At 63.1% G+C, this 19,443-nt stretch carries 15 protein-coding genes; 5 read left to right on the forward strand and 10 right to left on the reverse strand.

Going from position 1 to position 19,443, the window contains the following annotated elements:
- The first annotated feature begins 94 nt into the window (after window positions 1–94).
- Entirely contained in the window at window positions 95–3,118 is a 3,024-nt protein-coding gene (locus DWU98_RS20940) for a DEAD/DEAH box helicase (RefSeq protein WP_115497546.1), read from the forward strand.
- Between the two features lie 53 nt (window positions 3,119–3,171).
- Here DWU98_RS20940 and DWU98_RS20945 read toward each other — a convergent pair whose 3' ends face one another.
- The 4 genes from DWU98_RS20945 to DWU98_RS20960 all read right to left on the reverse strand — a co-directional run bounded on the left by DWU98_RS20945 (window position 3,172) and on the right by DWU98_RS20960 (window position 7,435).
- Window positions 3,172–3,954 (reverse strand): hypothetical protein, encoded by a 783-nt coding sequence (locus DWU98_RS20945; RefSeq protein WP_147293402.1) that lies wholly within the window; start codon window positions 3,952–3,954, stop codon window positions 3,172–3,174.
- Between the two features lie 65 nt (window positions 3,955–4,019).
- On the reverse strand, window positions 4,020–4,703 hold the full coding sequence (locus tag DWU98_RS20950; protein ID WP_115497532.1) for an HAD family hydrolase: 684 nt from the start codon (window positions 4,701–4,703) through the stop codon (window positions 4,020–4,022).
- A gap of 53 nt (window positions 4,704–4,756) precedes the next feature.
- Window positions 4,757–5,767: a glucokinase gene (gene glk / locus DWU98_RS20955; RefSeq protein ID WP_115497533.1), complete on the reverse strand. Its 1,011-nt coding sequence runs from the start codon at window positions 5,765–5,767 to the stop codon at window positions 4,757–4,759.
- A 135-nt stretch (window positions 5,768–5,902) separates the two neighbouring features.
- Window positions 5,903–7,435 carry a S53 family peptidase gene (locus DWU98_RS20960; RefSeq protein ID WP_115497547.1) on the reverse strand — a complete coding sequence of 511 codons (1,533 nt, stop codon included), beginning with the start codon at window positions 7,433–7,435 and terminating at the stop codon, window positions 5,903–5,905.
- A gap of 212 nt (window positions 7,436–7,647) precedes the next feature.
- Here DWU98_RS20960 and hemB point away from each other — a divergent pair, with 212 nt between their 5' ends.
- A complete protein-coding gene (gene hemB, locus DWU98_RS20965; RefSeq protein ID WP_115497534.1) occupies window positions 7,648–8,640 on the forward strand; it encodes a porphobilinogen synthase in 993 nt (330 codons plus the stop codon).
- A gap of 39 nt (window positions 8,641–8,679) precedes the next feature.
- Here hemB and DWU98_RS20970 read toward each other — a convergent pair whose 3' ends face one another.
- Complete coding sequence (locus DWU98_RS20970; protein ID WP_115497535.1) at window positions 8,680–9,060, reverse strand: tautomerase family protein; 381 nt, start codon at window positions 9,058–9,060, stop codon at window positions 8,680–8,682.
- An 18-nt stretch (window positions 9,061–9,078) separates the two neighbouring features.
- The gene (locus DWU98_RS20975) at window positions 9,079–9,645 is read right to left on the reverse strand and encodes a DUF4865 family protein (protein ID WP_115497536.1); all 567 of its coding nucleotides are present in this window, start codon (window positions 9,643–9,645) and stop codon (window positions 9,079–9,081) included.
- A gap of 119 nt (window positions 9,646–9,764) precedes the next feature.
- Between DWU98_RS20975 and DWU98_RS20980 the strand changes: the two genes are divergently transcribed.
- Window positions 9,765–10,628, forward strand: coding sequence for a LysR substrate-binding domain-containing protein (locus DWU98_RS20980; protein ID WP_115497537.1), 864 nt, complete (start codon window positions 9,765–9,767; stop codon window positions 10,626–10,628).
- Window positions 10,629–10,637: 9 nt separating this feature from the next.
- Here the strand turns inward: DWU98_RS20980 and DWU98_RS20985 are convergent, their stop codons facing one another.
- Window positions 10,638–11,423: a glutaminyl-peptide cyclotransferase gene (locus DWU98_RS20985; RefSeq protein ID WP_115497548.1), complete on the reverse strand. Its 786-nt coding sequence runs from the start codon at window positions 11,421–11,423 to the stop codon at window positions 10,638–10,640.
- Between the two features lie 204 nt (window positions 11,424–11,627).
- On the opposite strand from DWU98_RS20985, the gene DWU98_RS20990 reads away from it, so the two are divergent.
- Window positions 11,628–12,713 carry a glycosyltransferase family 9 protein gene (locus DWU98_RS20990; protein ID WP_158545144.1) on the forward strand — a complete coding sequence of 362 codons (1,086 nt, stop codon included), beginning with the start codon at window positions 11,628–11,630 and terminating at the stop codon, window positions 12,711–12,713.
- Window positions 12,714–12,808: 95 nt separating this feature from the next.
- Here DWU98_RS20990 and DWU98_RS20995 read toward each other — a convergent pair whose 3' ends face one another.
- On the reverse strand, window positions 12,809–16,252 hold the full coding sequence (locus DWU98_RS20995) for an ankyrin repeat domain-containing protein (RefSeq protein ID WP_115497539.1): 3,444 nt from the start codon (window positions 16,250–16,252) through the stop codon (window positions 12,809–12,811).
- A 232-nt stretch (window positions 16,253–16,484) separates the two neighbouring features.
- Complete coding sequence (locus DWU98_RS21000; protein WP_115497540.1) at window positions 16,485–16,778, reverse strand: YcgL domain-containing protein; 294 nt, start codon at window positions 16,776–16,778, stop codon at window positions 16,485–16,487.
- A gap of 340 nt (window positions 16,779–17,118) precedes the next feature.
- Between DWU98_RS21000 and DWU98_RS21005 the strand changes: the two genes are divergently transcribed.
- A complete protein-coding gene (locus DWU98_RS21005) occupies window positions 17,119–18,534 on the forward strand; it encodes an OmpP1/FadL family transporter (RefSeq protein ID WP_115497541.1) in 1,416 nt (471 codons plus the stop codon).
- A gap of 108 nt (window positions 18,535–18,642) precedes the next feature.
- On the opposite strand, the gene DWU98_RS21810 is transcribed toward DWU98_RS21005, so the two are convergent.
- On the reverse strand, window positions 18,643–19,290 hold the full coding sequence (locus tag DWU98_RS21810; protein WP_147293403.1) for a hypothetical protein: 648 nt from the start codon (window positions 19,288–19,290) through the stop codon (window positions 18,643–18,645).
- Window positions 19,291–19,443: the final 153 nt, after the last annotated feature.

Raw genomic sequence — 19,443 nt, forward strand, 5'->3', positions numbered from 1 at the left:
TCAGAAAAATGCAACGTGCGCTGCAATGTATTGCAGCGCGCACCCGGATCGCTGCTAAGCTCAAGGTTTTGATCGCTCCAGGGATCGCATGCGCATGCACCTACCGGACGAGAACCAGCACGGCGATCCTTCCGCCCAGCATGACGAGCGCGAGGAAAGCCTGCCCGGCACGTGGCACAAGCTGCTGGGCAAGCCGGCCGCAACACCCGCCCACGATCTTCTCGTGCTGGGTTTCTTTTTCGAGGTGATGCCTGAAGACGGCGCCCCGTACGCGCGGCTGGATGCGGCTCCGGTATTGCTGACGCCCGGCGAGCACGGGCGTTTCACACGCCCGTCGCCACTGGAAAGCAAGCTGCTGGCGCACTCGACGCTGACGCTGCATGAGCAACGCCTCGCCACCACCGTGCTGGGCCTGCCGCAGGCATTGCGCAAATCGCGCAGCTACGCACGCTTGAGCGGTCACGTCGGCAACGCCTTGCTGGCCGAAATGCTGGATACCGCGCCCTGCTTCCTTGGCGGTCTGGGCGGCCTGCAGCTTTCGCGGGGCAAAGCGCATCAGCTCAACTGGCAGTGGCAACTGGAACAGGATGGCAGCCAGCGCCTGCTGCCCGCGTTGCCGCACAATCAGCGCCTGCTGCGCGTGGATGGCTTGTGGTACCTGGACGCCGAGCGCGCCGAACTGGGTCATCTAGAAGCCGATCCGGAAGAAACGCACTGGCTGGACCTGCCGCTGCTCAAGCACGAATACAGCCGCTTGCTGCGTCAGGCGTTGCCAGGCAGCCGTCTCGCGCACCGCATTCCGCTGCCGCAAGTGTTCGACGAACTGCGTCGCGCCGAACTTGCGCCCAAGCCGGTGCTCACCTTGCACGCACTCACGCGCCACGCGCGCCTGGCCGCCGGCACGCCACCGCTGGCGTATGCGCGGCTGGCGTTCGATTACGCCGGCGAGCGCCTGCCCGGTCGCGGGGGTGAGCCGCTGGTGCGGCGTGTGCGTAACGGTCAGCTCGTGGAAATCACGCGCCGGCGCGCCGAAGAGCTGTCCGCGATGGAACAGCTCGAGCGCGTTGGCCTCACGCTCGGCGTGGACACCGAAGGTTTGCCGTGGGATCTGGCCGACACCTTGCCCGAAGACGCATGGCTGTTCCCCGGCAAAGGCCACGCCGGTGCGCTGGAAGTCAACACGCCCGCACGCTGGCTCGCCTTGCGGCCCAAGCTCGAAGTGGAAGGTTTTCTGCTCGAATACGCGCCGAGCTTTCCCTTCGAAGTGCTGGAAGGTCCCGTACGCTGGTACGGACAGGCGGTGGAAGACGCCGACGATCACGCATTCGATCTGGAAATCGGCATCGAAGTGGAGGGCAAGCGTCGCAATCTTCTGCCTGCCGTGGCGCAAGCGCTGGCGGAGCACCAGCTCAATCTCAGTCCCGCCCCGAACGAGCCCGAGGACGCCGTGTGGTATGCGCCGGTCGATGATCGCCGTCGCGTGCCCGTGCGCTTGAAGGAGCTGCGTGGACTACTGGCGCCGCTCGCCGAATACCTCGAAAAACCAAAGAAAAAGTTGCACCTGCCGCGCGTGCAGGCCGGACGCCTGGAAGAAATCGTCGACGCGTTGCCCGTCGGCGGCGAACTGCAGGCGCCGGAACAGTTGCGCGGATTCACCGCGCGCCTGCGTGACGCCGCCGAACGCGCCAGTGATGCGGTGCCGGCCGGACTCACCGTGGAATTGCGCCCCTATCAACGCGAAGGCTTGCGCTGGTTGAATGCGCTCGCTGAGGCCGGTGTCGGCGGTGTGCTGGCCGACGACATGGGCCTGGGCAAAACGCTGCAATTGATCACGCACTTGCTCGCGTTGAAAGAGCACGGCGCGCTGCAGCATCCTGCGCTGATCGTGGTACCCACCAGTTTGATTCCCAACTGGCTGGCGGAAATCAGCCGTTTCGCGCCTTCGCTGCGTGCACTCGCGCTGCATGGGCCGCAGCGCAGCGGCGATTTTTCGCAGATCGCCGCCCAGGACATCATTCTTACCAGCTATGCACTGCTACCGCGTGATGTGGTGACGCTGCGCAAGCAAGCGTTTTCGCTGATCGTGTTCGATGAGGCGCAGCAAGTTAAAAATCCACGCACGCAGGCGCGTCGCGCGGCGTTGACCTTGCGCGCGCCGCGCTGCGTCTGTCTGACTGGTACGCCGTTGGAAAATCACCTGGGCGAGCTGTGGTCGCAAGTGGACCTTGCCGTACCTGGATTGCTTGGCGATGAAGGTGCGTTCCGTCGCCACTACCGCGTGCCGATCGAAAAACAGCGCGATGAGGATTGCCAGGCGCGTCTCAATCGCCGACTGGCGCCGTTCATTCTGCGCCGAACCAAGGCGCAAGTTGCGTCCGAGTTGCCATCCAAGACAGAAATCACGCGTCGCGTCGTGCTCGACGGTCGTCAACGTGAATTGTATGAAAGCTTGCGCTTGTCGCTGGCGGATGAACTGCGCGAGGTTATCGCGCAACGCGGTATTGCACACAGCGGCATCGTCGTACTCGATGCGCTACTCAAACTGCGCCAGGTGTGCTGCGATCCGCGTCTGGTGAAGCTCGAAGCCGCGCGCGGCGTGCGCGATTCAGCCAAATTCGAGCTCTTGATGGACATGCTGCCTGCGTTGCTCGCCGAAGGCCGCAAGGTGCTGCTGTTCTCGCAATTCACCGAAATGCTCAAGCTCATCGCCAATGAGCTCGAACGCCGCCGCATCCGCTACGTGATGCTGACCGGTGAAACACGCGATCGCGCCGAACCCGTGCAACGCTTCCAGGAAGGCGATGTGCCGCTGTTCCTGCTTTCACTCAAAGCCGGCGGCGTAGGCTTGAACCTCACCGCGGCAGATACGGTGATTCACTACGACCCATGGTGGAATCCCGCGGCCGAAGCGCAGGCCAGTGATCGCGCACATCGCATCGGCCAGGACAAACCGGTCTTCGTGTTCCGCCTGATCACGGCCGGCACTGTCGAAGAGCGCATCGAGGAACTCAAGGCGCGCAAGGCGGAGTTGGCCGAAGCGGTGCTCGAAGGCGGTGGCACGCGCGAGAAGCTCAGCTTCGATCAATCGGATCTGGATGCGTTGCTGGCGCCGGGCTGAAAGCGCATGACTCCCTCTCTCGCCCTAGGAGAGAGAGGGAATCATGGATGGTGTTACTTCACGCTACTGGCGCTTGCCGGCTGCGCCTGTACCCATTCGGGCTTGCCCACCACCACGCTGCCGTGGATATCACTGAAGTCCGTATCCGCCTCGTCGTGCAATTTATTAGCGACGGCAAAGGCGCTTTGCGCGTACGGCGAGAAGCCGTGCAGATAGACGAGGCCGCCATCGCGCGCGGCATCGTCGATGGATTGGATGGCGTGATTGAAATGGCGAATCGCACGCGGCGCGGCAACGCGGTCGGCGTATTTCAGGCGCAGCGTCCGCCATTCCACCACCGCGCGCCTGAGTTCGGCAGGGGTGGCTTTCGAACGCGCCGATGCGTAGGCCAGTTGGTATTGGGGCTTTTTGCGTTCCGCCGCCAACGCCAGCCAGGCCAGCCCAAGCGGACGGTTTTGCGGCACTTCGGGAGTGTCGCCGTTGAAGTACGCCAGACCCAGCACGTACTGAGCGTCCTTGTTGGCCCAATAGGCCGCCTCCTGCAGCATGTCGACCATCTTCGTGTAATGCTCTCGACCCGATGCGGCGCGCGCTTCGCATGCGTAGTAGTCGCCGGGCAAGATCGGCTCGAGCGCGGTAGGGCAGTAAATGGCATCTTCCTGAACGGTAGAGGCGTCCGACGCCGTATCGGGCGCCTGCTCGTTTGCCTTATCAGGGGCACGGCCGTTCACGGTCACAGGTGACTGACCATTTACCGTTACCTGTGCGGCGGCGCTTGCGCTCAGGCACAAGCCCGCCGCAACCAGGCCAAGCATCGCTATCGATCGCTTAATCATTCCAACCCCAACCATCCCCTCGGTAACGCAACTGTAAACGGACGGCGCGCGATTTCGATGACGCTTCAATCGCGCGCGGCCACTTCGTCGATATGCAGCAGCAGATCGGCCGGATCGTCGTAGACACGGAACGCGCCGGCACCCTGCAGTTCCTCCCGGCCGTAACCACCTGAAAGCAGGCCCACACCCAACGCCCGCGCGCGCTGCGCGGCGAGCATGTCCCAGATGCTGTCGCCAATGACCAGCGATTGATGAATATCCACGCCCAGGCGTTCGGCCGCGGCAAGGAAAAGATCCGGATCGGGCTTGGCGTGACGGACCATGTCGCGCGTTACCACCGGCACTTTGTTCGGATCGACACCAAGTGCGGCGAGATTGTGCGCGGCGGTGCGCATGCGGCCGCTGGTGGCGATGGCCCAGGGAATCTTTTCCTTGGTCAAAAACTCCAACAGTTCGCATGCGCCGGGCAGCGGTCGCACGGAACCTTGTGCGTGATGACGGTTGAACGCCTCCGCATGCCAGCGCTGCAGGCGTTCGATGCGATCCTCGGTGATCTCCATGCCGGTTTCGCGCAGCAGGATGTTGGTGAACAGTCCGCCGCTCATGCCGATCTTGCGGTGGATGCTCCACACCGGTAGCACCACGCCTTCGCGATCCAGCGATTCCTTCCACGCCAGCACGTGTTGATACACGCTGTCGATCAGGGTGCCGTCGAGGTCAAACAGAAAAGCGGTATGCGAGCGGGGCATGGGAATCCTCGTGAAACGGTCATGCGCGGAGGGCGCCATGACGAACGTGCCTATCAACTGGGCAGATGATGTCCTGCGTCCAGCACCGCCAGCACCGCCGCGCCGAGCAGACCCGGCTCCGGATGTGTGATGGCAATGGTTGGCACGTGCTCCATTGTGTCGCGGAAGCGACCCTTCGCTTCGAAGCGCTCGCGGAAACCACCGCGCTGCAGCCAGGGCATCAGAATCTTTAGCACACCGCCGGTGAGGAACACGCCATCCCAGCCGCCCAGGCTCAACACCAGATCGCCGGCCACGCTGCCGAAGATGCCGGCCAGCGTTTCCACCGTGCGCACGCACAGCGCATCGCTGCCATCGTTGGCGCGTGCGGTGATGTCTTCGGGGGTGTATTCATGCGCAGGCTGGCCGGCGATGTCGGCCAGCGCAAGGTAGAGATTCACCAGGCCGTTGCCACAGATCATGCGCTCATTGGACACTCGCCCGAAGCGGGCGTTGAGCCGATGCAGGATTTCCACATCCTCGGCGGTGTGCGCGGCGAAGCCCGAATGGCCGCCTTCGGTTTCCAGCACGATCCAGTGGCCATGGCGAAACAGCAGGCCCGCCACGCCAAGCCCCGTGCCCGGGCCCATCACGACGAAGGTTTGCGACGATTTGTGGTTGCGTTCCGGCGGCGCAACGTTGCCGACCGCCTGAAGCTGATCGGTCTGCAGGAGCGGAATGGACATGCCCTGTGCGGCGAAATCATTTACCAGTCGCACACGCTCCAGTCCCAGCTCTGCTTCCAGCCCATGGGCGGACACCGCCCATGGGTTGTTGGTGATTTTCACCGTCTCACCGTTGGCGATGCGGCCCGCGGCGGCGATGATCGCCTGCTTTGCGGTATGCCCGGTGTCGGCAAAATACTGGCGGATGGTATCGGCCAGCGTGTCGAAATCCTTCACGCGATAGCGCTGCACGCTGTCGAGCAGCAGCGGCGAGGGCGATGCGACATCGGCCAGCGCAAAGCGGACGTTGGTGCCACCCAGATCGGCAAGCAGGGTGGGGGAGGCGATGGAGCGATCCATGGGACATCCAGGGGAGCGAACCTTACAAGACTGCCCGTTGTTGCCTGATTCGTCCAGCGCAGGGACCTGTGCATACGAATGTGTTCCCGGCGATTCGTCGCCCCCGCATTTGCCGGGGCGACGAGCTCTGCCCTTTCAGGTGTTTCCTTGCTGCGTGGTCAGTGCAGTCAGCAACGCCTGCCCGTTGGGGCTGCCCAGCCCCGTGCAGGCGTCCCAACCCGGGCCGGCCTGATACGCGCCGTTGTTTCCCTGGGTGATATCGCGAAACGCGGATTCGCCGATCGAGTAAATCACCGCGTGCACGTCGCCGACCGGCTTGCCCAATGACTGGTTGAGGCGCGCGATCAATGCGGCCCACAGCGGCGCCACCGCACTGGTGCCACCCACCACCTGCGACTGGCCGCCGACCAGGATCTGATAGCCGGTCTGGGGATCGGCGTTGCCGGAGACATCCGGCACACCGCGCCCAGCACTGCCGTTGGGCGCGGCCGGTACGTTCGCGTTCTGCTGCCAGCTCGGCAGGCCGTATTCGACGCTTACGCCGCCGCCGGTGGCGCCTTCGTTGCTGGCGGTTTCGTTCCACACCACTTCGCTTTGAATGCCTTGGCCGCTGGCGGTGAGCGTGGTGCCGCCGCAGGCCAGCGAATACGGGCTGGAGGAAGGAAAATCCACGTGCGACTGCCCGTCGCTTTCCCCATCGGTGGAGCCGCTGTCGCCCGCGGCCACAGTGACCGTCACGCCAAGCGCCGCGGCATCCTGCAAGGCCGTCTCCATGGCGGCGAGCGACTGGCTGCTCCAGCTATCTTCCGGGCCGCCCCAGCTGATCGAAATGACCGAGGGCTTGTTGGTCGTGTCATGCGCCGCCTGCGAGATCGCCTCGTAAAAGCCCTGGTCGGTATTGGCGGTGAAATAGACCGCAAGCGTGGCACCGGGTGCGAGTGAGCCGGCGACCTCGATATCCAGCGTCACTTCGATGTCGGCGTCGCCTCCACCCGGCTGGTTCTGGCCGCCGTCCACGGAAACGGCAATGATCTTGGGCGCAGTGGTGATACCCAGACTGGAAAAATACTGGGTGAGATCACTACTGGTGTACCCGCCTCCCAGCTCGATGATGCCAATGGTCTGGCCGGTGCCGTCCGCACTTGTGGGAAAGGTGTAAAGCTGGCCAATCTGCAGCGGCGTGTACGTGGTATCGGGTTGCGAGAGCGCTTTTCGAAAGTGCGGGCGGGCCACCGGGCGGCGATCCAGCCCCAGCACCGCAATCGCGCCGGGCGGAAGCGTGGGCGCCCGATCGCAGCCGACGAAGGTTCCGCTTTCATCGAGCTGGTACTTGCCCAGCGTAACGCCGAACGCTTGCTGCAGGTCTTGAGGCGCACCGCGCAACTTCAGTACGCGGCGATGCGGCGCGCTTCCGGTTTCGTCGAGCCCGTGCTGCTGTGCAAAGCGCCTGAGCTGTTCGATGTCGTTCGGATCGGCGCCGTAGTGGTCGCCAAACTGACCGCGCGGGTAGCGCGGCGCCTTGGGCCATTGCGCCGGCTCCGGCGTGGCGTCCGAGCGACGGCGCAACACCACGGTCACATCCATCGGCTCGGCGCCGTCGTGCGGACCTACATAGGTGGCGTTCTTGGGGGTGCTCCAGTGCGACGTGCGCTTGGCATGCTGGACCATGATGCAGCTCCTTACCAGGGGGACATGCACCATCAACGATGGCACACAAAATGTGTCGAACTCGCGCATGCGCGAGCGGACGTTTAACTTCTGCTGCGCATTTTTGAACAATGGCATCTCACGCACTGAGCCATTCCAGTGCGGCGCTCTGTCCGGGCGCGTACAAGCCGGTGGCGTTAAACTAAACACAGTTTTGCAGGAGATGTTTCCCTATGGGCTTTCCCGCCACCCGCATGCGACGGATGCGCCGCGACGCTTTTTCCCGCGCGTTGATGCGTGAACATACGCTGCTGCCCACGGATCTGATCATGGTGGCCTTCGTGATCGACGGTGAAGGCAGGCGCGAGCCGGTGCCATCGATGCCGGGCGTGGAGCGCCTGTCCATGGATGGCTTGCTGGCATTGGCCGGCGAATGCGTGCGCCTGGGGATTCCCGCGCTGGCATTGTTTCCCTCGCCGGGCGCTTCGGTGAAAACCGAAGATGCTGCCGAAGCATGGAATCCACAGGGCCTGATGCAGCGTGCCACGCGTGCATTGAAGGCAAAGTATCCGCAGCTTGGCCTGATCGGCGACGTCGCGCTCGATCCGTACACCACGCACGGTCAGGATGGCTTGATTGACGACGATGGCTACGTGATGAACGAGCCCACGGTCGAAGCGCTCATCAAGATGTCGCTGGCACAAGCCGATGCCGGCATGGATTTCGTCGCACCGTCGGACATGATGGATGGCCGCATCGGCGCGATTCGACAGGCGCTGGAAAACGCCGGTCACGTCCACACGCGCATCCTCGCCTACTCCGCGAAATATGCATCGGCGTTCTATGGTCCATTCCGCGACGCGGTCGGTTCTGCCGCCAATCTCGGCAAAGGCAACAAGCACACCTATCAGATGGATGTGGCCAACAGCGACGAAGCGCTGCATGAAGTGGAATTGGACATCGCCGAAGGCGCCGATGCGGTCATGGTCAAGCCCGGACTGCCTTACCTGGATGTGCTTCGCCGCGTAAAAGATGCGTTCGGCATGCCAACCTTCGTCTATCAGGTGAGTGGTGAGTACGCGATGCTCAAAGCTGCTGCGCAGAACGGCTGGCTCGATGAACGCGCCGTTGTGCTGGAGGCGCTTACCGCGTTCAAGCGCGCCGGTGCCGATGCCATTCTCACGTATTACGCCATCGACGCGGCGCGCTGGTTGCGCGGGGAATAACGCTAGCGCAAGCGCCCGATCGCATCCGCAGGGATGCGATCATGCGTAGGTCGCAATCCCATTCCCGAACGACCAGTTCTCCTTGGCCGTTTCCAGCAGATTAATGAGAACGTCCTCCGGTCTTACGCCCGGATCAGCCGCAAGCTTCTCCGCTATCGAACGATAAAAAGCCTGCTTTTGCGCCACCGTACGCGTGTTGTTGCAGGCAATCTGCACGATCACCAGATCATCGCTGCGCGCGATATCCAGATAGTTGGGGTCGTAATCGAACGTGTGCGCATCATGCTCGCTGACAAGGATGAAGCGATCGTTCTCCGGCACGTTGAAGGTCTCGCGCATGGCCGCGTAAATGCCATTGCAAAGCGCTTTGATATAAGTCGGCGATTTGCCGCGACGCAGATCAATACGAACGAGAGGCATGGTGAGTTCTCCTGAGCATCAGTGTTTGGTTGAAGGTTGCGAGACGTGCCCGACCTGGTACAGATTCACGCCTTCACCGACTTTGACGATATCTCGCCATAGGCGAAAACGTATGGCCGTCCAATCGGCCGGATCGAACGCGCTGATGGCCGCGAGCGCGCCGTGATCAAGATCGGCCTGAAGCTGTGCGTGTTCTGCCTCGCGAAGGTCGGCGATGGTTGCATGCGCCGGAATGGGTACGGATTCATGCGTCGCATACGTGGCGATGGAAAGGTCCGCCGCCGTCTGCGCTTGCCATGCCAACCACGTGCGCACCGCCGGACGACCGAAGGATTCGATTACGGCGCCGAAGCCTGCGCCGCCTAGAAATGCATTCATGCCTTCGCTGTTATGCCATAGATAGAACGGCGCGTAGGCATTTTCACGACCTGCCGCGTAGGGCTCGTGGCGATCCGCGTAGAGGTAGGCCTTGAAAGCCAGGTGGGGGAAATCATCGGTGAGATGCCCGCGCTCGGCGATGCGCGTGCGAATGATCCTCATGTCGTAGTCGGCGGGCAGGACGATCCGGTATTGCATGGTGAGCATGACGCTTCCTCGGCATGGCTTGACGAGACCAGCGTAGCGGGTCACTATTATTCTGAAAACCGGGAAATTTAGTATTAACAATCCCGAAAATCAGGATGTTCTCATAGCAGGACCGTCTCATGAGCCGGGTAACGTTCGACCTCGATGTCATGCGCAGCTTCGTCGCCGGCATCGAGCTGGGCAGCTTCGCGAAGGCCGCCGATCGGCTTGGCCGTTCTACCTCCGCGGTCAGTGCCCAACTGAAGAAGCTGGAAGACCAGGCCGGCACCGTGCTCTTGCGCAAGGCCGGACGCGGCATGGTCCTCACCGAGGCAGGCGAGGTCATGCTTGGTTATGCGCGCCGCTTGTTGGAGTTGAACGACGAAGCGGCCAGCGCCGTGCATGGCGTACAGCTGCAAGGACACGTGCGGCTCGGCTTGCAGGAGGATTTCGGCGAAAGCCTGCTGCCGGAAGTGCTCGGGCGTTTCAAGCGTGCGCATCCGAAATTGCGCGTGGAAGTGCACATCGCGCGCAACCCGACGTTGCTGCAGGCGCTGGATGCAGGACGTCTCGATCTCGCCCTGGCGTGGGAAACGACGCCGCCAACGTCGCGCATGCAGCATGTACTGAATGTGCCCATGCGCTGGATCGGCGCCGGGGACATGCCTGATGAGGCAAGCGAACCGCTACCCTTGGTGGTGCTGGAAGCGCCGTGCCTGATGCGCACTGCGGCCATCGACGCGCTTGATCGTGCCGGTCGCGCGTGGCGCATTGCCTTCACCAGCGCCAGTCTGGCCGGAACGTGGGCCGCGGTGAAGGCTGGCCTGGGCATCAGCGTGCGCACGCCGCTGGGTCTTCCAGCCGATTTGCAGACCATGGATGCAGCCACCGCGCACTTGCCTGTCTTGCCCACCTTGGGACTGGCGCTTTATCGCAGCGAAGACGAACCGACGCCGGCCGTGGCGCGCCTGGCCGAACTGATCCTTCAGCGCCTGGAACCGTGAACGCTGCGGTCAGTTGTCCGACTGCGGTGTAAGCGTGATCTCATAGATCAGCGGCCAGCGCTTGCCGGTCACGAACAGGCGATCGTGCTTGGCGTCATAGGCGATGCCGTTGAGCACGTCATTGCTCGGATCGCTCAATGTCTGCGGATCGGGGCCCAGGCCGGTGAGGTTGATCACCCCCACGACCTTGCCGCTGGCCGGATCGATCTGAACGATGTTGTGGGTCAGCCACACATTGGCGTAGATCTTCCCCTTCACCCACTCCAGTTCATTGAGATTGACGACCGGCCGGCCCAGCGCCGTGACATCGATCTTGCCAACCTGCTTGAGCGTCTCCGGATCGAGCACGCGCAACGTGGGCGTGCCGTCGCTCATGTAGATGTGCTTGCCGTCCTCGGTCAGCGCCCAGCCTTCGCCGGGATACGTGAACTGGCCGACGCGCTTGAAGCTATGCAGGTCGTAGATATAGCCGCGCTGCGATTGCCAGGTGAGCTCGATCAGCCGGTTCTTCCAGGCGACGATGCCTTCACCGTAATCGGGCGGCGGCAGATCCACTTTTTGCAGCACCTTGCCGGTGGCGAGGTCCACTTTGCGAATGGTGGAGCCGCCTTCTGTGCCGGTGCTCTCATAGAGATACCCGTTGAGGTAGAACAGGCCTTCCGTGTAGGCGCTGGTGTCGTGCGGATAGGTGCGCACCACCTTGTAGCCGTAGATGGGTATGGCCGACTGGGCGAACGCAGCCGACGCCAGGCACAGGGAAAGCAGGATCAGCAGGCGGAACAGGGGCTTTTTCATGCGCCGGATCATCCCATGCCGGGCATACTTTCGTCAGCCGCGTGCTTTTGCCTTTCCTCCACGGGTGGCGCGCGTCTACCTGTTAACCCACCTGGCAGCAAGAATCAGGCCCACCCGAAAGCAAGAAAATACGGTAAGTCTGCCGTAAGTGCTCACACGCATGCTTTCATGATCCGCTCGCACAAAGGACCCATTGCGTTGCGTATGTCGACTTCTACACGCCCGCTTGTTATCCGGTTCGGCCGCGTTGGCGATACGCTGTTGTTGCAGCCGCTGCTGCGGCGCCTGCACGCGCGTTACGGTGAGCCCTGCACATTGTTGGCGGCGGGTCGATATGCCATCGACCTGTATCACGATCAGCCGGATGTCGCCGATGTCATGGCATTGCGCGCCCATCACCGGCCGCTGCTGCTGAGTCCGGAGCAATGGCGCGTTGTGTGCGTGTTGCGCCGCATGCGCGATGTGCCCGTCTACGTCTGCGAACCACAAGCGCGCGCGCTCGAGCGCATCCGATTGCTGCTGCGCCTGGCAGGTATTCCTGACAGTCATTGCGTCTTTCTCGATGACGTGCCGCCGGGCGAGGACGGTCACTGGATCGAATACTTGCTGCGACTGGCCGATATGACACCGCCTGCCTTCCGCGACCGCTTTGCGCAGGTCACGCAAACGACCAGTGCGGTGCCTACCTTCCATGTCGGCGTAGCCGATCGCGCGGCGTGCAGCCAGTGGCTTGTCGAGCGCGGGCTTGCGGGTCATCCGCTGGTGCTGCTGCAGCCGGCGAACAAGCGAACGATCCGACGAGGCGGTGTCCGCGAAGCAAGCGACGACGATAAATCGTGGCCGACGGAAAACTGGGTGCGCGTCATCCTCGCCATTCGCGCGCAGATGCCGCAGGCGCGCGTGCTGTTGTGTGGATCGCCCGCGGAACACCGCTACCTGGAAACCATCCGCACCACGGTGGCTCGCCCGGGCGTGGACGTGATCGCGAAGGAATTGCCCCTGCCGCGTTTAAAAGCGCTGCTGGCGGTCGCGCACAGCATGATTTCCGTCGATACCGGCCCCGCACACATCGCTGCGGCCATGGGCTGTCCGTTGGTGGTGATGTTCGGCGCGGTATCCCCCAAGCATTGGCGGCCTCGCGCACACCACGCCGATGCCGTGCGTGTGCTGGGCGGTCCGCCGCTCAGCACGCGTGTGGATGCGATCGCGCCGGAAGCGGTCATCGATGCGTGGCTGTCACTGCCATCGCGCGAGCGCGAGGCGGCGCTATGCGGGCGCGATGAGCGTTAGCTACGTACCATCCGCGCCACGCGAGCCGTCATTTCCGCTATCGCGGGAAACGTCATGATGCAAACGGACGAACGCCTAAGCGCGCTCGTCCGCCATCAATCCGGCTGCGCCGGCTGACGCAAGGTTTGCCGCACGCTGGGAATCACGCTGCCGCGCGCCGCCAGTTCGTGCGCAATGTCGATCAACCCGAGATGCCGCGCCACATCCGCCGCGGTGCGTCCGAAGGCATCGGCGGCGTTGCGGTCTGCTCCGCGCGCCAGCAGCAATCGCGCGGGAGGCAGCAGTGCGTGCATGGCGCACGCGTGCAGCGCGGTCACGCCGCGCTGGTCGGCATGCTCGATGCGCGCGCCGGCATCGAGCAACACCGGTAGCAGTGCGCCGATGTGGGTGGCATCGCATGGGCTGCCGGGACGCAGATGCGCGCCAAGCAATAGCAGCAGCGCGGTTTTGCCTTCTTTGTCGGCAAGGTTGGCGTCGGCATTGCGCTTGAGCAGCGCGTCGAACAGACGGCGTGCGCGCAGGCTGTCGTTCTGTTCGAAACCAAACTGCGAGGCGGCATGCAGCGCACTATGTCCGCGTGCGTCGATCGCATTGGGATCGGCGCCGGCATCAAGCAGTTGCTCGGCAATCTCCGGATAACCTTGCACGGCGGCAATCATTAGCGCGGTCGCATCATTGGGCAGACGCTGATCCACCGCCGCACCGCGTTCGAGCAAGAGCGCTACCAAGGTGTCGCGACGTGCGGCGACCGCTGCCGCAAGGGGTGTCATGCCGTTGCTGGCGCTCGCGCCGACATCCGCGCCAGCGTCGATCAGGGTGATAGCAACATCGCGCTGACCGGCGCCGCACGCGTGCAGCAACGCGGTGGCGCCTTGCGCATCGCGCGCATCCACCGCAAAGCCGAGTTCAAGCAGGCGACGCACGGCAGTATCCGCGCCTTGGGTGGCCGCCTGAATGAGGTCGTCGGCGCGCAGAGGGCGGCGCGGGCGCTGCCAACCGTTCCAGTCGAGCCAACGCTCCAGTTGGGGGTGCTCAAGCGCGAGGCCGAGCGGTGTCTCGCCGTTGGCGTCCATCGCTTCGGCATCCGCGCCGTGCGCGACCAGCGCGCGGACCAGCGACAGCGCGTCCACCCCATGTTCCAGGGCGGCAAACAGCGGCGTGCGCCCGCTGGCGTCACGGACATTGGGATTGCAGCCGCGCACGAGCAACGCCTGCAACACCGACAACTGCCCGTTGGCTGCGGCCAGATGCAATGGGGTACGTTCGCGCTCATCGGTGCCAAACGGATCGGCGCCGCGCTCCAAGAGTGCAAGCGGCAAAGGGGTGCCAGGGTGTTGCAGGCGAGCGAGCATCTGCGCGAACAAACCTGTACCGGCGGGCGTGGCGCCGGCGTCGAGTAAATCCTCGATGGCTTCGCTGCTTTCCGGCAGCTTTGGCAGCAGTGCGTCGAACAGGCGGCGACCCAGCGGCGGCAGCGTGGGTTGTTCGCCGTCGAGGTCATCGATGAGTTGCGGCTGCAGGCGCGCTTCGGTCTGAAGGCCATGCTCAAGCAGCCAGCGACGCGCTGGGCGCAGACCGGGTTCGGCCAGATCCAGATACAACTGCGCCCGTTGCGCCTGCGACCAGTCGCGCACACGCGCGGAGAAACTGGACACGATCGCCCAATGGCCGAAGCGCAACGCATCCAGCAAATGGGCCGGCGTATCGGCGCCTTCGGAAATGGCGGCGACATCGAGGCTGGCCGGCAGCGGTGTTTCTGGATCGAGCAGTGCGACCAGATCCCAGCGCCCGCTGGCGGCGGCGTGATCGAGCGGGCTGCGGCCGTCACCGCCGGGTGCCTTCGGATCGGCGCCGAGCGCAAGCAGTGCGCGTACGGTTTCCACTTGTGCGCGAGGCGACTGGCAGGCGAGCGTCAATGCATCGCGCCCGTGCTTGTCGCGTGCGCTGGCATCGGCCTGTGCGTCGGCAAGCAGCGCCACCACGTCCACCGCGCCGGCGCGCGCGGCTTCCATCAACGCGGTATTGCCGTGGTGATCGGCGAGGTTCACGTCGGCACCCGCGGCGCAAAGTGTGCGGGCGATCTGCGTGTGCCCTTCAGCCGCCGCGGTCATGAGCGCGCTGCGCTGACGTGCATCGGGCGCATTTACTGCGGCGCGATGTTTGAGCAGCAGCTTCACGCCGGCGAGGTCGTCATCGGCGATGCCTGAGGCGGCGACCAGCGCCGGTTCGCCATGAGCCGGCAGCGTTTTGGCGCCACGCTCCAACAGGAACTGCGCCAGCGGCCAGTTGCCGGCGCGGCAGGCGATGGACAGCGCACTGGCACCGGCGTGATTGAGTGCATCGATCGCGCCGCCGGCATCCAGCAACATCGCTGCGATGGTGGGCTCCGCGCTGAGCACGGCACCGTGCAGCGGGGTGTTGCCCTCGGCATCGGTGGCGAGCGGATCGGCGCCATTGGTCAGCAGCGTCATCGCCGCCTCCGGGCGCCCGTGCCAGCTGTCGCGCGTGGCGGCGAGCAGTGGCGTGATGCCGCCGCTGGCGCGATTGACGTCGGCGCCCTTGGCAATCAGTGCGCGCAGCAGACGGGTGTCCGGCAGTAACGCCGCCAACGTCAGCACGGGACGCTGATCACGATCGGCGGGAGCTGCCTGCGTGTTTGGATCGGCACCCGCTTCCACCAGTGCAAGTGCGCGCGCAATGTCACCGCTGCGCGCGGCGGCGAGCAGCGCTTGCGCCTGTTCGGGGGTGCCGGCGGTGCGCTCCTGTGCACTTAGGGATGGCGGTGGGCTGGGTGCGGCTTGGGCGTCGTCCTCGCGGGCGGTTTCTTGGCGGCGCGGGCGACGGCTTTCGCACAACATCACGCGCAGTGTGCGGTTGGCGATGATCAGACAACCCAGCGGCATCAGCAGCACGGCATAGAGCACCAGCGCGGCGGTGCGCATCTCCGGCGGCAGCACGCCGTACAGGCCACTGAGTGCAATCGCCGCGAATGAGAGAGCCAGCAGCGACAGCGCGCTGGGCAGGAAATGGGTGAAAAAATGCTCTTCGCGCGCAAGATGCCGGCCGAAGGCCACGCTACGCGCCGTGGCAGTGAACAGCCACGAGCCCTCGCCCTGGCCATGCGCGGGGTAGGCGTCATCCCATACATACACCAGCGCAAAGGCTGGCCACAGGCGCCACAACACCATCAGTGCCACCACCAGCGCCGCGGCCAGCAGCAGGCTGGCGCCCAGCGTGGGATGCTGCGTGAGATGCAGCATCGGCCACGCGATCAGCAGGAACACCAGCGCCACATAGCCGGTGAACATCGTCAGATGCGCCGCGCCGCGCCGGATCACCGTGCGGAAAAAATCGGCCTCCGGATCGAAGCCGATGGCATGGCACACGGCGGCCATGGTCAGGGTATTGGCCAGCAGCAGCGGAATCAGCACGAGTGGATGTACGTGCAGGCCGGCAATCGCGGCCATGACGAGCCCGGGAACGAACCAGGTGAGCGAAATAAGCGCAGAAGAGACGTGTCGCGATTTGGCTGGTGGCATATCGGGGATGCTCTTATCCATTCTGTATGACGTCGTGCGGGCGACTTAAGTCGCCCCAACGTTTTGATTTTAGGTAACCGGATGATGTCCAGCAGGCTTGCGCGTGGCATTGCAACGCAAACCTTCCGGTCACCATGCCGTCGGCGCGAACTCACTCCATGCGCACCAGTATAGGAACCAACCGCAGGTGAGACGGTAATCGATTGTTAACAACCGTTACGCTGAGTCCGAATCATTCGTCCTTGCGCGTGGGCGTGTTGGACACGTCCGGTGGAGCCGGAGGCGTGGCGAGCGTTTGTTGCGGCGGTAACTGCAGATGCCAGCCTTGTGTGCGCACGTGCTCCATCACCACCTCGACATCTTCCTGCGGCAGACGGCGGTCCGCATGCAGTTCCACTTCGAGCACGAAGCGCAATTGGCCCAACATCAACTCCAGCGAAGGCGGGAGTATCTCCAGGTTGTCCTTGCGCGCCAGCCACACATAAGTGTCGGCCTTGCGCTGGCTGGCGTAGACGAAGCAGTGCATGGCGAGCGGGGAAAGTCGTTGGGGGTCCGCAGGTTAGCAGCCTATGCCGCCAGCGTGGTCATCGAAATGCATAGGCCTTCTGAACGGCCTGCATGCGGCCAACGCGCGCAGCTCGGCCGGATGCCGGCGCCCCCGGCAGCGGGCGGGCGCGGCATGCTGCAACTGCACTTGCATGCCTTTGTCCGAGCCGGCAAAGTGCCGGCCTGGGGTATCAAACGCGCGTATGAATTTTTTTGGGTTCGCCGGACCCCGCTATGTCCCGAGCCGTGAGGCCGAGCCTTGCGGTAGATCCCGGCCCGCGTGGCCGGACTCGTCACCAAAAGAAAAGCAGGAGCATGCGATGCACACGTTCTTCCGTAACACCGCCCGTGGTGGCCGTCCGTTTGCCCTGGCCGCGCTCGGCCTGGCCATTGCCGGTGCCCTGGCTGTGCCCCAGCAGGCCCAAGCCAGCTCCTTCCAATTGAAGGAAGACAGCGCCCAGGCCATGGGCCGCGCCTATGCCGGCTCGGCCACCGCCGGGGGCGACGTCTCCGTGGTAGCGAACAATCCGGCGGCGATGAGCGATCTGCAGGGCACCTACTTCGAAGCGGATGTCACCGCCATCAACTTCAGCGCGCAATTCACCGGCAGCGCTCATGACGTCCTGGGCAACCCGATCAGCGGCGGCAACGGCGGCGATGCCGGCACCACCATGCCCGTGCCCTCGCTGTTCTTCGAAACCCAGGTCAACGATCGCTGGCATGTGGGCGCGTCCGTCACCGTACCGTTCGGTTTCCAGACCGATTACGACAGTGATTGGGTGGGTCGCTACAACGCGATCTATTCGAAGTTCGAATCGATCGACGGCACCATGTCCGCATCGTTCAACGTGACCGACGACTTCGCCATCGGCGCCAGCGCCATCGCGCAGCACACCACGGCCACGCTCAGCAACGCCATCAACTTCTCCAGCGTGGCGCTCGGCCTGGCCGGTCCGGGCACGCCGGCCAACCTGCCGGTCAGCGAAGTCTACGGTCTGGTGCCGCCCGGCTCCGACGGCCTGGCTCGCATTACGGGCAGCAGCTGGGCGTGGGGCTACCAGTTGGGCGCCTTCTGGAAGCTCGATCAACAAGATCGCCTGGCCTTCAACTATCGCTCCAAGATTTCGCATCGCCTGCAGGGGACGGCGGATTTCACCGTGCCGCAGAACGTTTCCACTGTGCTGAGCGTGCTTGGGCCTGAGCTTGGCTTGAACAGCAGCTCGCTGCCGTTCCAGAACACCGGCGGCACCGCCGTGTTCACCACGCCGGCCGTCATCAGCACCAGCTATTGGCACCAGGAAGACAAGTTCGGCTTCGGTGCCGATGTCGACTGGACCCAGTGGGACGTGTTCAGAAACCTCACCGTCAACTACGCCAACCCGGCGCAGCCGTCCAGCACGCAGGTATTTGACTGGCACAACTCCTGGTACTTCGCGTTTGGTGGCGAGTACTACCTCACCGACAAGCTGACCCTGCGCTCCGGTATCGGCTACGACACCACGCCGACCTACGCCGCCACGCGCGATCCGCGCGTGCCCGACGAAACGCGCAAACTGCTGTCGGTGGGTATCGGTTACAAAGCCACCGAGCACTTCTCGATCAACGCCTCGTACGCGCACATCTTCGTGAATCGCGCAGCCATCGACGGCGTTGTCAGCGCTACCGACGATACGCTGACCGGCTCGTATGACGACGCAGGCAACCTGTTCGCCTTGTCGGCCATCTACAAGTTCTGATCGGATTCAAGCTTCACCGGAAAACCTCCCCGCGAGAGTGGGGAGGTTTTTTATGGGCGTTCAAATCCCAGCGCTGAAGTTGAGCGAATGACCGCGCAAGACGGTTGGTCAAGGGCTCGTCATGACGTGGACGCTTTCGACGAGATTGACCATGTCTTTGATGATGTCGTCTCGGGCTTCTTTTGGGGCTGTGGAAAAGAACGGCATATCCATTGAGACCAAATAGGAAGGCGTTATACGCAAGATATGCACGCCATCGACCACCCCTAACACGCCTTTTTGATTCTTTGCGTTTTCGAGTTGCCTACCGACAAGAGTCGTTCCTTGGTCATTATCAATTCTATCAAACGATAATTTTTTAAATGAAACGAAAAAAATTCCCATGGGGCCACCTTTGAATGCCCACTTTCCATTTTTGTTCTTAAAAAATCCCTGGTATGCAATAACGTCATCAATATCTGACGGTATCGTTATAAATAACGATAGATGATCATTGGAATTATAGACATTTCTCTTTTCTAGAAGACGTATAACGCACCCGCCATTGTCCCCGTAAGGTATAGCAAAGCGTCCCTCCCGTTGACGGGCCAAATATTTTGAATCTTCAAAATCAAATGTACATTGCTCAAAATTTTTCTTTGTAAGCGTCACGCCTTGCGTGACAGCGACTTGATAGGCATGAGCTGACGGCAATAGCGCCGCGATAGTCCACGCACTTGCGCACAACGACTTAATCAAAGAATTTTTTAATCTCACGGAGCCTTATCCTTTTAATCGGGCCGTTGCGGCGTGTGATCCACTTGGTAACTGGCTGTGCTCTTTGTCACCCAGTGGCCATTCTCGATGCCATATCGCGCAAAGGTCAGTTGCTGGGACGGGGTAAGCAACCGGGCGACATCGGTTTGGATC

It is taken from the genome of Dyella monticola (genome assembly GCF_003363155.1).
GTDB lineage: Bacteria > Pseudomonadota > Gammaproteobacteria > Xanthomonadales > Rhodanobacteraceae > Dyella_B > Dyella_B monticola.

What these genes read in the sequence shown, in the direction of transcription:
- DWU98_RS20940 (WP_115497546.1), top strand. Translation starts at nt 95, where the DNA reads ATGCACCTACCGGACGAGAACCAGCACGGCGATCCTTCCGCCCAGCAT.
- DWU98_RS20945 (WP_147293402.1), bottom strand. Translation starts at nt 3,954, where the DNA reads ATGATTAAGCGATCGATAGCGATGCTTGGCCTGGTTGCGGCGGGCTTG.
- DWU98_RS20950 (WP_115497532.1), bottom strand. Translation starts at nt 4,703, where the DNA reads ATGCCCCGCTCGCATACCGCTTTTCTGTTTGACCTCGACGGCACCCTG.
- glk (WP_115497533.1), bottom strand. Translation starts at nt 5,767, where the DNA reads ATGGATCGCTCCATCGCCTCCCCCACCCTGCTTGCCGATCTGGGTGGC.
- DWU98_RS20960 (WP_115497547.1), bottom strand. Translation starts at nt 7,435, where the DNA reads ATGGTCCAGCATGCCAAGCGCACGTCGCACTGGAGCACCCCCAAGAAC.
- hemB (WP_115497534.1), top strand. Translation starts at nt 7,648, where the DNA reads ATGGGCTTTCCCGCCACCCGCATGCGACGGATGCGCCGCGACGCTTTT.
- DWU98_RS20970 (WP_115497535.1), bottom strand. Translation starts at nt 9,060, where the DNA reads ATGCCTCTCGTTCGTATTGATCTGCGTCGCGGCAAATCGCCGACTTAT.
- DWU98_RS20975 (WP_115497536.1), bottom strand. Translation starts at nt 9,645, where the DNA reads ATGCTCACCATGCAATACCGGATCGTCCTGCCCGCCGACTACGACATG.
- DWU98_RS20980 (WP_115497537.1), top strand. Translation starts at nt 9,765, where the DNA reads ATGAGCCGGGTAACGTTCGACCTCGATGTCATGCGCAGCTTCGTCGCC.
- DWU98_RS20985 (WP_115497548.1), bottom strand. Translation starts at nt 11,423, where the DNA reads ATGAAAAAGCCCCTGTTCCGCCTGCTGATCCTGCTTTCCCTGTGCCTG.
- DWU98_RS20990 (WP_158545144.1), top strand. Translation starts at nt 11,628, where the DNA reads ATGTCGACTTCTACACGCCCGCTTGTTATCCGGTTCGGCCGCGTTGGC.
- DWU98_RS20995 (WP_115497539.1), bottom strand. Translation starts at nt 16,252, where the DNA reads ATGCCACCAGCCAAATCGCGACACGTCTCTTCTGCGCTTATTTCGCTC.
- DWU98_RS21000 (WP_115497540.1), bottom strand. Translation starts at nt 16,778, where the DNA reads ATGCACTGCTTCGTCTACGCCAGCCAGCGCAAGGCCGACACTTATGTG.
- DWU98_RS21005 (WP_115497541.1), top strand. Translation starts at nt 17,119, where the DNA reads ATGCACACGTTCTTCCGTAACACCGCCCGTGGTGGCCGTCCGTTTGCC.